General features: G+C 53.4%; 11 protein-coding genes. 1 reads left to right on the top strand and 10 read right to left on the bottom strand.

Going from position 1 to position 12,370, the window contains the following annotated elements; genetic code table 11:
- Positions 1-166: 166 nt before the first annotated feature.
- From PLIM_RS12345 to PLIM_RS12295, 10 genes are all read right to left on the bottom strand, one after another.
- The gene (locus PLIM_RS12345; protein ID WP_013110653.1) at positions 167-952 is read right to left on the bottom strand and encodes a PIG-L family deacetylase; all 786 of its coding nucleotides are present in this window, start codon (positions 950-952) and stop codon (positions 167-169) included.
- Positions 953-1,084: 132 nt separating this feature from the next.
- Positions 1,085-1,792 (bottom strand): PTS sugar transporter subunit IIA, encoded by a 708-nt coding sequence (locus tag PLIM_RS12340; protein ID WP_013110652.1) that lies wholly within the window; start codon positions 1,790-1,792, stop codon positions 1,085-1,087.
- A 410-nt stretch (positions 1,793-2,202) separates the two neighbouring features.
- Positions 2,203-3,153 (bottom strand): sugar phosphate isomerase/epimerase family protein, encoded by a 951-nt coding sequence (locus PLIM_RS12335; RefSeq protein WP_013110651.1) that lies wholly within the window; start codon positions 3,151-3,153, stop codon positions 2,203-2,205.
- A 341-nt stretch (positions 3,154-3,494) separates the two neighbouring features.
- On the bottom strand, positions 3,495-4,580 hold the full coding sequence (locus PLIM_RS12330; RefSeq protein WP_013110650.1) for a DUF3500 domain-containing protein: 1,086 nt from the start codon (positions 4,578-4,580) through the stop codon (positions 3,495-3,497).
- 251 nt (positions 4,581-4,831) lie between these two features.
- Positions 4,832-5,548 (bottom strand): iron-sulfur cluster assembly protein, encoded by a 717-nt coding sequence (locus PLIM_RS23695; RefSeq protein ID WP_013110649.1) that lies wholly within the window; start codon positions 5,546-5,548, stop codon positions 4,832-4,834.
- Positions 5,549-5,669: 121 nt separating this feature from the next.
- A complete protein-coding gene (gene sufD / locus PLIM_RS12315) occupies positions 5,670-7,037 on the bottom strand; it encodes a Fe-S cluster assembly protein SufD (RefSeq protein WP_013110648.1) in 1,368 nt (455 codons plus the stop codon).
- Positions 7,038-7,143: 106 nt separating this feature from the next.
- Positions 7,144-8,565, bottom strand: a complete 1,422-nt coding sequence (sufB, locus tag PLIM_RS12310) for a Fe-S cluster assembly protein SufB (RefSeq protein WP_013110647.1) — start codon at positions 8,563-8,565, stop codon at positions 7,144-7,146.
- Between the two features lie 150 nt (positions 8,566-8,715).
- Entirely contained in the window at positions 8,716-9,561 is an 846-nt protein-coding gene (gene sufC, locus PLIM_RS12305) for a Fe-S cluster assembly ATPase SufC (RefSeq protein ID WP_013110646.1), read from the bottom strand.
- Positions 9,562-9,630: 69 nt separating this feature from the next.
- Positions 9,631-10,308 (bottom strand): NADH-quinone oxidoreductase subunit B, encoded by a 678-nt coding sequence (locus PLIM_RS12300; protein WP_013110645.1) that lies wholly within the window; start codon positions 10,306-10,308, stop codon positions 9,631-9,633.
- A complete protein-coding gene (locus PLIM_RS12295) occupies positions 10,305-11,057 on the bottom strand; it encodes a helix-turn-helix transcriptional regulator (protein ID WP_013110644.1) in 753 nt (250 codons plus the stop codon). Before PLIM_RS12295 ends, PLIM_RS12300 begins: the two co-directional genes overlap by 4 nt.
- A 457-nt stretch (positions 11,058-11,514) precedes the next feature.
- On the opposite strand from PLIM_RS12295, the gene PLIM_RS12290 reads away from it, so the two are divergent.
- Positions 11,515-11,841: a DUF971 domain-containing protein gene (locus PLIM_RS12290; RefSeq protein WP_013110643.1), complete on the top strand. Its 327-nt coding sequence runs from the start codon at positions 11,515-11,517 to the stop codon at positions 11,839-11,841.
- The last annotated feature ends 529 nt before the right edge of the window (positions 11,842-12,370 follow it).

The following is a 12,370-nucleotide window of genomic DNA, read 5'->3' as shown; positions in this document are numbered from 1 at the left end:
TGGCTCTTCAGGGACAATTGTGAAAACATCAAAGCCTTCGCGTAACTTTTTTACCGAAAACCCGAATTCTCCAGCAGTTGAGCAGCAAAACCTGTGAATTTTCTGGAGACAGAATCCAATCGTGAACATCATGTCGGAAATTTGAATCACTGCGCGATCGTTTGACTCACTGACTTTTTTCGCTCGTGCCGGGTGCCGATTTCTGGCGTGATGGCAAAAAGGCCTCCAGCGGGTCGCTGACACCCAGGGTTGTCACTGAGAAAAGAACTTCACCCGCTTCAAATCCGCAACTGGCCCCGGCACATCGCGAAGTTCCTTCGATCAGACGGAAGACGCGATCTTTCGTGGGCGGAAACTGTGACTCGTAGGCCCGTACCGAGGCGATCTTCTGGGATAAAGTGGCCGAGATATCCATCACAAAGGAGTTCGGCCCACTGAGAGAATCCAGCGAACTCAGGCTCAGCGAATACCAGAATTGTTTTGAAACCGTGTGGACTGGTAAGTCGCCAAACTCGTCATCCCACTTGGAAAGTCGGCTGTAAAAAACAGCGGCATCGGTAATCTGAGCTGCCTGCCAGTGATCGGGCGAGGCCATAGGTGTTTTGCCTGCAATCCCCAGGACAATTCGCGGACGATACTTACGAAAGATTCTTGCCAAAGCCACTCGCTGCCCGAAACCGTCAAACAACGTTCGGTTCGTGATCAGGAGATTGTGGCGCATGTGAATCCCCAGTGCCTCGGCAGCAAGGCGGGATTCTTCCAATCGGCTTTCACGGCCGGAGCTTAATGGTGTCGGCTCACCATCTGTCAAATCGACAATGCCCACTCGATAGCCGAGTTGTACGAAAGCCGCGAGACTTCCACCGCAGCCAATCTCCACATCATCCGGATGAGCACCGACGGCAATCACATCCAGTTCATCGTGAGTCGAGGTCAAAATATCGCGCGACATGCAGCGGTATTCCGTGGGTCAAGGAGTCCGGTTTTTGAATCAATCAGCAGGCATCTTGGCCATGTAAGCTGCCAGATCAGGCTGGGAAATTCCATCCCGAGAGACGAAATCATTCTTTGGCAGAAACGAGATCTATCCAGCCGTCAGTTCTGCATCGGCTCGGCAAATCAGGTCGTAACTGGTGTCACTATCCGGAGCGAGTCGCAATTCATCGACAAACCCAGGCTTTTGCAATAAACGACCCAGGCGAGCGAGAACATGCAGATGCGTGCGAGAATCCCGGCACAGTACCAGAAAGAAGATATCTGTCAGGCCGCGATTCGGTGCTCCAAACGGAATTCCCGAGGGAGTACGCCCCATGGCGATCAAAGATTGCCCCAAGGCATCCGGGACGGGATTTCGCGGATGAGGAATCGCCACACCCATATCGAAAGCCGTCGATAGCACCGATTCCCGCTCTTGAATTGCCGCGAGTAGTGCAGCGGGTTGCCAGATTTGCCACGTCCTTCCGGCAACTTCCAGCATAGATTCCAGCACAGATCGCTTAGTGCGTGCTTCCAATGGAACCTGAATTGTCTCACGGCTCAATAGGACCGCAATGGGTGAAGCGGTGGCATGTTCAACCGTCCGATGGCTCTGCTCGATAATGGCCAGTTCCCGGTCGGTGTATTCCCGCATCTCCTGTTCGAGCCAATGCGTGATTTCCGTCGGGTGGAACTGCCAATCTCCAGCCACTTTACGACCCGGAATTCGCCCGCGATTCACGAGTTTTTCAATCTCGCGGCGGTCTCGGCCCAGATGTCGAGCCAGTTCATCGAGGCTGTACCAGTCGCGCGACATTCCTCTGGCCAGGTCAGGAGGTTTCAGCAGATGGAATCCGTAGCAGCCGGCTCTGCAGATCGTCTGCTAATAACATGCAAATAAACCAGACAAATTGTCTGAAAAAACACCAAAAATGGATTTCACCAAGAGTGGCGGGCTTAAACAATCTTCACGAGACAGAACCTGAGTTTTTTTTCGCGATTTGCGCCAGTTCTGTCTCCCTGGGGCAGGTTCTCTGCCGTTGCAGTTCACAAAAGCCGCATCATCGCTGACGAAAAGGTCGGCAACTCGGTCAAAAGAAGTGAACTTAACATCTGTTGTTCTTGAGAGTCACAGCCGGATGAATCGCTCCAACCTCTACAGATCCAATTGTGTGATGAGAGGCCCTGAGTGAATCAGGCGGCAACTGTGATTAAAGTCGACTGAGTTCACGCGGGAGAATCATTACGGAATTGACGCGCCCAATGTCCCCAGGCGGCCGGCCAGACTCGACCCAGCGATTCCCTCACGTTCGCAAACAAACGGCGGGACGGAAGTTCCCAAAGTTTCTCTGACCAGACGTGAACTTCAAACTTGCCTTCAAAACCACCGATCACAAATTCTTCCAGAATAGCCCGAACGGGGAGAATGCCATCACCCGGCAGACACATCTCGTATTCAGTCGAATTTGGACAAGGAAGATCATTCACAAAGACCAGCGAGGTATGCGGCGCGATCGTTCGGAGCGATTTCTTCCAGTCAGCTTCGAGGCCGCAATGATATAGATCAATCGCCAGTCCCACATTCGGACACTGAATCTGATCGAGGATGCCGATCGTCTCATCGCAGGTGTTGAGAAACGACCAGGTATGGTGGAACGTTTTGCGCATGGGCCGCAAAGCCAGTTGCACTCCCAGTTGCTCGGCGCGTTCCGAAAGAGTGCGAATGCCATCCACCACATTTCGCCGCGCATGCTTCGTGATATGTCCATTGAGACCACCGGCCACCAGAACGACGGTTTCGGCACCAACGATCGCGGCCTGCTTTAGCGCATCGAATCCATCGTGGATTGCTTCGGTATACCGATAGCCATGCGAGCCCGTAAAACCACCGGCAAAGCTCAGTGAAGAGACGGACATCCCTGCATCCTGTAACAGGATGGCCGCTCGATCTTCACCAAAATCAGCCAGCCTGGGACGCCACAGCCCGATCGACCTGAAGCCCTCGGAACGAAAGTTCAACACCGCTTCCTCGAAAGGCATGCGCATCAGCGTTAACTGACTCAATGCCAGTCGAGGAAATTCCCGTTCTCCCGGAGAAGAGAACGAACCCAATCCCTGAGGGATGGGCTGTGCCAGAGGTGGCGGTTGTATCTGTGACCAGAGATGCTGAGTATCCACTCGTCATTCACCATCAGGTAACGATTTGCATCAATCAACAACAATCGTCTTGATCGATGATCAAACAATTGCCAGTCGAGGAAGTCCGTCGCCCTGTCCTTCCACATTGTCAGTTCATTCAGGTCACTGACTCTGACGGCCACAGGTCTCGCTGGTTACTATGAGCCTCCAGCAAACTTCCGACAAGTCCATTTCCTGAAGACAACCAAATCTCTTTCAGTCGTCTCGCGGAAGTTTTGCATCATAGGCATCGCGTACCGGCAAGTCATCCGTCAGAGACAGGGAATTTTCTGAAGCTCATTCCCTGTCTCTGACTGGCTTAACTTACGCAATTCTAAAGACTACCCCCGCGTAGTGATGGCATATTTGGAAGTGTCGGCGATGTTCACCCAGACATGCACATGCGGTGCACCTCGATAATGCCACACAAATGCCGGCCCTTCGATGCGCCAGTTATCCCACACGCCATCATTCCCCAGATCGTTCGATCGATAGAACGTCAGTCGGCACTGATCCAACCCGCCCTGTGCCGCCAGACACTTCATCACTTCCTCGCGATCAATCTGCCGATAAGGCTCCACTAAAGTCGCCAGGATGTCAGCCGCAAAAGCCTGTTGATCTTTCGACATCTCCGAGACAAGCAAGCCGACCGGGGCTTTCTGGCTGCCAAAATTCACCTGGGCTTCTGGCGGTGCCTGAGGTGCCAAAGCCTGCTCGCGCTGTTTGCCATCGAGCATTGTGTACAGGCTGTTGGCTTTCAGTGCCTGTGGCCAGAAAACATTCCCTTTGTGGCTGGGTTCTTCGTTGAACGCTTCGGCTGCATGACCATAGAAAATCGGCCCGCCAAAGCAGGCATGAGGTGTGGTGTCTCCATCGCAGCGAATGGTCAGATGCCGACCTGTCATCACCAGTTCAAACGGCCCTTTTTCGGGATCACCAAAAATCGCAATCGACTGATGTTTCCCATATCCACCCGCATCATCCTTCAACTGCTTTCGAATGCGGTCATGCCAGTCCGGGTGATACAAACCCCAGAACATCGCTTCGATCATCTCCTGCTGATCTTTTGTAAAGAGCTTGCTCCCGATGTTCGCATCCGAGATCTGCCAGTTGTTTGAAACATGCGTTCGCAGCACCCCTCGATCGTCTTTGTAATCCCAGTCGTAACAAACCTCTTCCCTCTGTTCAGGAGTCAGCGATTGAAAGAGCGTTTTGACCAGGTTTTCAGAAGTCGGGGTGGTGGCGGCTTTGTCTTCTGCGAGCAATAGAGACGAACTCGAGTGGGCGAGCATGGTGGCGGCAGAGGCCAGAGCCGCTGTCTTGACGAAGATTCTTCGCGAAGGTGCCGCAGGCGTTTGTTCAATAGGGTTCTGGCAGCAATCGTTGATTAACGATGCTTTCCCGACGGGGTGTTCACTGGGGTTCATGTTCATGTCCTCGAGCGCAGGGGTCTTCCATCACGTTGCCGGCATACCGCCAAACAATCAGTATCTGGTTCATCCCCCAAAAAGGCAAAGAGATTTCGCCTCGGATGAGTTGAGAGATTCTGCTGCCTGTTCGAGGTGGTCTTTAGCTGCAAACAACAGCAGCCTGGCTCGTCAGCGTAAAGCTGACTGAGCCAGGCTGTTTGAAATCAAGTTGTGCCAAAGAAAACAACCGATTATTGGTCTGCTGTCTGTTAGAAAATCCCCAGATGATCACGAGCTTCATCGGTCATCCGGTCAGGTGTCCATGGGGGCGACATCGTCAGCTTGATGGTCGCTGTTTCCACCGATTCCAGTCGTTCCAGTGCCATGCGTGCCTGATGCACAATCTGTGGCCCGGCGGGGCAGGCAGGGCTCGTTAAAGTCATTTCCACTTCGACCTGACCACCATCGAGTGCCGTCACTCCATAAATCAGACCCAGATCCACGATGTTGACCATCAGTTCCGGATCGATCACTTCGCGCAGCGCTGTCAGATACTCATCCTGTGCAGCAGCTTCCGCCATTGCGGTCTGAGCAGCCGTCTCTTCAGAAGCCGCAACGGGAGCCAACCTTTCGCTGGTAACGGGCTCAGTCACCGTGGCTTTGGCTGGTGCTGTCGCTGGTTCATCAGAAACAAAAATCTCGTCATGGCGTATTTCGACTGCGAAGGTTCGCACACCTCGCGTGGCGGGCATGCACATCGCTTTGCCTGTGGCTAAATCAAACCGTGCGCCATGACGTGGGCACTTGATTTCCTGCCCCACCAGCGGCCCATCAGTTAATGGTTGACCATCATGCGTGCAAAGATCTTCAATGGCGTAAAAGAACTCGCCCAGCCGGATGAGCAAGGCAGGGGTTTCATCCACTTCAATTGAAAGCCGGCCGCCGTCTGGAAGCTCCGCAACACTGGCAACTCGTTCAAACCCCATCACAAAACCTCAAAATTCCTGGTCGCATTTCGCAAAAGTTGTCAGTTCATTCGGTCCGGCCTGCCAGGGGATTCAGCCATCTTTCTCGACTTCACCATGGCAACCCGGCGGGATTTACTCGCTACGTATCTCTTCCCAATCCCAGCTTGCGCTCGACCGCCTGGCTCAATGTCTCCTGCACCGCAGGAACCGGAATGCGGTCATAAACCTGCTGGAAGAAACCTTCGACAATCATGTGCATGGCTTCATGACGCGAAAGGCCTCGGCACATGCAGTACAAAATCTGATCCTGATCCACTTCACCCACTGTCGCACCGTGTGTGCAACGGACATCATCCGTCTCGATTTCGAGGCCAGGGATGGCATCCGCACGGGCTGTTGTCGAAAGCAGCAGACTGTCATTTCGCTGATAACCGTCCGTCCGGGGTGCCCCTTTTTCGACATCGATCATCCCGCGCCAGATCACTCGCGATTCATCCCGCAGCACGTCTTTATACAAAAGATCGCTGCGTGTATCCGGTGCCCGGTGTGTCTGCTGAGTGTAGTACGAAATGACCTGACGATTGATCGCAAACGTCACTCCATTCACTTGAGCCACCGCGCCGCGTCCATCCAGCGAAACATCCTGATGAGTATGTGCCAGACGGCTTCCCAATCCACCCACTGTCCACTGCAGGAAACCATCTTTTTCCACATGCCCGGCCTGCGTCGCCAGATGCCAGGTCCGATGATTCCAGTTCTGAAGCTGCACATATCGCAAACGGGCTTCCTGTCCCAGAAGCAGCTCCACACCGCCCACATGCAGCCCGGCATGGGTCGCATGCAACGAGGTCGTTTCTTCTAAGAGAGTGGCTTCGGCACCATCTTCGAGAATCACAATTGTGTGGCTGAAGTCAGCCGCTTTATCCTTCGCGAGTGCCACCAGTCCATAGAGCGGGGCTTCCACTCTGACATTTCGCGGAACATACAGCACTGTTCCACCCGTCCAGAAAGCAGCATGCCAGGCACTCATCCGGTCCTGATCATGCTTGACTGCCTTCTGCATCAGGTAAGGCTTCAGCAGTTCGCCATGTGTTTGAATCAACTGGGTCAGACTGCCAAACACCACGCCGCGGGCCGCCAGTTCTTCGGAAAGCTCAGAAATCACTGATTGACCATCCACATGAATCACACGCCCGGCAAACTCCGCCCGATCGGCCAGCAAAGTGCCAATGGCCGGATCCGAATTGGCTTCCAGTCCACTGGCGGCATTTGCTTCTGCCGCAGCTTGTGTCGTGACCAGATGAAATTGCGAAGGCTTCAGCGCCCGCAAGTCAATCCGCTTCCATTCCTCGGGATCGAGCGGCTGCTCAAGAAATTCCGTGTACTTGGCAAAAGCCTCGCGGCGAAGTTCACTCACCCAGGCCGGCTCATGGCGGCTGGAGAGAAATTGCTCGAAAACTTCCTGAGAGAAGCCGGCAGCAGAACTGGAAGCGATGGCAGTCGACATAACCTGAGTCACTCAAACTACGAAGATAAGCGGATCTGTCGATTCTGCAATCTGGGCAGAAACAACCGTAAAAATTCATGTCGCTAAGCAGATGTTATTCCACGAATCAGCCAACGCTGCCTTCCATCTGCAACTCGATCAGTCGATTCATTTCGACGGCATATTCCATGGGCAACTCTTTGACCAGAGGCTCAATAAACCCGGTCACAATCATGGCCGAGGCTTCGGCTTCCGTCAGGCCGCGGCTCATCAGATACAGCAGCTGTTCTTCAGCAATCTTCGAAACCGAAGCTTCGTGCTCGATCGCCACATGCTCCTGCTCGATTTCAATATACGGATAGGTATCACTGCGGCTGTCCGCATCGAGAATCAGGGCGTCACACACCACATTCGATTTGCAATTTGTGGCGTGTGGTTCCACTTTGACAAGCCCGCGATAACTGGCTCGACCACCCGCCTTCGAAATGCTCTTGGAAACAATCCGACTCGAAGTATTCGGTGCGCAGTGCACCATCTTGGCACCCGCATCCTGATGCTGACCCTTACCGGCAAAGGCAATCGAAAGTGTCTCGCCGCGAGCACCCGGTTCCATCAGGTAGATCGCAGGATACTTCATCGTCAGTTGAGAACCCAGATTGCCATCTACCCACTCCATGAGTGCATTGCCATAGGCCATGGCCCGCTTGGTCACCAGGTTGTAGACATTGTTCGACCAGTTCTGAATCGTCGTGTACCGGCAACGGGCATTTCGCTTGACGATTATTTCGACCACAGCCGAGTGCAGACTTTCGCTGCTGTAAGTAGGAGCCGTACAGCCTTCGACATAATGGACGGAGGCTCCTTCATCCACAATGATCAGCGTTCGCTCAAACTGGCCCATATTCTCGGAGTTAATGCGGAAATAGGCCTGAAGTGGAAACTCGATCTCGACCCCTTTGGGGACATAAATAAACGAACCACCCGACCACACCGCTGAGTTGAGAGCAGCAAACTTGTTGTCGAATGACGGAATGACCGTACCAAAGTGTTCCCGCACCAGCTCAGGATAATCCCGAATGGCCGAGTCAGTATCAGTGAAGACCACACCCTTCTTGGCTAGATCTTCCTGCAGACTGCCGTACACCACTTCCGATTCGTACTGCGCCTTCACACCAGCGAGATACTTCTTCTCGGCTTCAGGAATACCCAGTCGATCGTAGGTCTTGCGGATGTCGTCGGGAACGTCATCCCACGACTGTTCCTGCCGGTCAGATGCTTTCATGTAATAATGAATGTCCTGGAAGTTGAGATGCGAGAGATCACCACCCCAGGTCGGCATCGGCTTGGAAAGGAAGATGTCGTAAGCTTCCAGGCGGAAGTCACGCATCCATGCCGGTTCTTTCTTCATTGCGGAAATCTGCTCGACGATCTCACGATCCAGCCCTTTGCGGCTCTTGAACGTGTAATTGTCAGTAGAGTCATGAAACCCGTACTGATATTCGCCGATCCCCAGGTCATCGCTGGTCGAACTGCTGAGATCTGTGGCCATTGCTATCCCCTTAATCTGTCATGCCAGCCCATAGTCCGGAGCGAAGATCGTCCGGAGCGAACATGGGCCAGAGCGAACAGGTCTGTTTTCTAACGTCAAATCCATTTTCATCTGCGATTGGCATCGCATCGGTACTTCAAGCCAAAACAACTAGACGCTGGCGGGCTCCGCAGTGAGGTTTGCTTCTGACGAACGACCACTGGCACGGGCCGCTTCTTCAGCAGCTTCTTCCGGATGGCGCAGCCTGACTTTGGAATAACCTTCGTTATGAAGCTCGCGAGCCAGTGAAGCATCGCCAGTTTCGACAATCTTTCCAGCCAGCATCACATGTGTGAATTGGGGAACGTTGTATTCGAGCAGCCGTTCGTGGTGCGTAATGATCAGCACGCCCATCTGTGGGCCGGAGAGCTTTCGCAAACCTTCGCTCACCACGCGAACCGCATCGCTGTCGAGACCCGAATCCGTTTCATCCAGCACAGCAAATCGTGGCTTGAGCATCGCCAGTTGCAGAATTTCCATCCGCTTCTTTTCACCACCCGAGAAACCTTCATTGAGGTATCTGCGGGCAAATTCGCTATCCATACCCAACTCATCCATCATCGACTTGAGTTCCTTGCGGAACTCCCGCATGGGGATGAGCCCTTCGCCTTCCTTGCGGTCAGGATTACGGATGTTCGTAATCGCATGACGCAGAAAGTCAGCCACTTTCACACCCGGAATCACAATCGGATACTGGAATGCCAGAAACAATCCCAGTCGGGCTCGCTCGCAGGCATCCAGCTCATTGAGAGGCTTGCCATCGATCTCAATCGAACCCTGTGTAATTTCATACTTGGGATGACCCACCAGCGTATAAGCCAGTGTGCTTTTGCCCGAGCCGTTCGGTCCCATCAGAGCATGGATTTCACCCTGGCGAACTTCGAGGCTCACGCCGCGAAGAATAGGGAGTCCTTCCACCGAAACATGCAGGTCTTGAATCTTGAGCGAGGCAACCATGAAACTCTCTTTTCCACTCTCGACAGAAAACAATGGAGGATCAAAATTCGCTGAAACAGCGAGATCAATTTATGTGCTGACAAACTCAGTTGTATTGTTGCTGGTTACTGGCGCAGTCACCGACGGAATCGAGACCACAGGGGCCAGCTTCCCATATCCCGAACGATGCGGCACAGGGAGTTGAGACACCGTATTACGGCCCAGCTTTCGGGCACGAATTTTATCCTGAATCCGCATCACCCCTTCGAGTAATGCCTCAGGGCGAGGTGGGCAACCGGGAATGTAAACATCCACAGGAACCACCAGATCGACACCTTTCACCACATGGTAGCCGTATTTGAAATACGGCCCACCACCAATGGTGCAGGCACCCATCGCGATCACGTATTTCGGATCTGGCATCTGGTCATAGAGCCGCCTGATACGACTGGCCATCTTGTAAGTGACAGTCCCCGCGACAATCATCAGGTCGGCTTGCCGAGGCGTGGCACGAAATGCTCCCGAACCAAATCGATCCAGATCGTATTTGCTCATCCCTGTGGCCATCATCTCCATGGCGCAGCAGGCGATCCCAAATGTCAGCGGCCAGACACTCGAAAGCTGACCCCAGTTCATGGCCTGTTCAAGCGTGGTGACAATCAGATTCTCTTCAAATCGCCCTTCAATCCACGGGCTGCCAGCACTCGGCAGAGGATTATTGTTGAAGTCGATTCCCGCAGCAGAGGACGGTGTTTGTTCGCGATTCATGATGTGGCCTCCACCGCATTGCGACTCTGTAATGCCAGTGCTGCTACATCAGGATTGTCCAGACGAACATCCTGTCGGATGGAAGCTTCAACCATGGCTGTTGGAGCCGGAAATGCCTCGATCGGATGGAACTCACAGTGACCATCGCCATTGCGGCATCGATGTGTCATCGTCAGTGGTACGCCCAGCACCTTCTCAAAGACCTGCTGTTCCAGATCGCAGATCGATTCGTCGCTCGCCGCCAGTTCATGATAGGGGCAGTTGTTTTCCCGCAGCACAGGCAGACTTCGTGGCCCGTCAGTGGTTACATCAACTGCATGCACGCTGAAGCCGCTACTTTCAAGGAGTGCCGCTAGTTGCTGCATCCGCTCTCGCAACTCAGGAGCATTAACCGATTTCGAGTATTGCTCAACCAGCGCATCTCGGATGCGACCTTCGAGAATCTTGCGAATGCCCGCATCAGGAATATTTCGCAGTTCCCGCCACAGAATCTGAGCCAGGTCGGCATAGTTATCCCCCAGCTCTCTCAAACCAGCGGGGGAAACCGTGTAAGAATGATAGGGTCGGCCGCGATGCGCCTTAACTGTCTGCCGCAGAATCCAGCCACCAGAAAGCAGCCGGTTCAGGCGTTGACGCACAGCGGTTTGCGTGACTTTCACTGAGTCACATAAATCCTGAATGGTGACGGCACCCAAAGGCTGCATCCGCTCAAGGAACTCACGGTCCCCGGGATCCAGTATTGGTTTCATCACTCGTTCTCCTGATCGATTCAAATCGCCAAGCTGAAAAATCAAGTTCGACCGAACTCTTTCTCAGGCAAATTCACTCCAGCATTACCCGATCCAACCCGGCTTTATCGCTCGTTCCCATCAGCAGTCCGCAAGCCATTCTGTCAGGCCAGCAGACGGAATGACGTAACTCACTCGCAAGATTAGAGTTGCGAAGCTCAGGAACTTTGCCAAAGTGGTCACTGATCGCAGGAGTCCGTAGGCTCCTAAAGTGCCCTCACTTGCTATGCTAGACATGCCAAAAGGTTTTGACAATGAATTGTGCGAAAAATAATAAGTTGAGACTGAATCTCAACTTAGAGCCGGCTAGTCACAGCCGACCATTGGCAACTCTGGTGTTTACAGTTCACCATTACCAGGTGTGCCCACACTCGTCATCACTGCCATGCTGCAAGCCGGGAAATTGAAGGAAATCGTTATGGAAGCTTTGTCGTTGGAGCGGGTGGCCAATACCGGAGAGACTCTGGAACTCGTCTGGGCTGATGGGTTGGTGCAGCACATCACCTGGAGCGATCTTCGCCGAAAATGTCCTTGCGCTGTCTGTCAGGTCGAGCGAGAAAAGCCTACGCCCGTCGAACCGCTCAAACCTGCCAGCTTATTGGCAGTGATTGATCGAGCGGAAACACTCCCCATCAAACCCACCTCATTTCGCGCCGTTGGCAACTACGCCTACGCCATTTCCTTCAGCGATGGACATTCCTCAGGGATCTATTCTCTCTCCACACTCCGGCAGATCGGCAACTAGTTTCACCATGATTGTCCGGCGTCCTTTCCTGGTTTATACGCTTTCCATGAAGTAATAGCGCTCTGTGTGCCATGCTTGCAGCTCTGGGCAAGCATGTTTTCGCAACCAACAAAGCGCCGTTATTCTCCGGGAAATGTATTCCACATCCAGGCCGCACTCTCTCAACATGACTCCCTCTCCAAACAAAAAACCCGGCAGCAACTGTCACCAGTCACTACCGGGCTTATGGAAATAGAAGTTGACAAACACATCCGCAACAGAATCGGAGCGCAACCAGAGAGTCAGCCCGCGAAGTCACCTTCGGGAATTCAACGTGCTGTTTGCATGCACCTGGCCCACCAGTCTCTTCAACCTGAACTATGACTGGCAAATCACTTGATGATCACCAGCCACCACAGTCAGGCACGTCTGATTCTCAGGCTTGCCGATTGATCAAAAGTCACCTTTCCATCAGTCAGCCAGCCAGCAGGAATCGAAACAGAGATCAGCATCGGTCTCTCGAATTCGAGATGAGAGCGCAACCACGCTC

This window comes from Planctopirus limnophila DSM 3776 (assembly GCF_000092105.1).
GTDB lineage: Bacteria > Planctomycetota > Planctomycetia > Planctomycetales > Planctomycetaceae > Planctopirus > Planctopirus limnophila.
The sequence above is the reverse complement of the archived record's forward strand: the minus strand, read 5'-3'. Positions and strand labels throughout refer to the sequence as shown.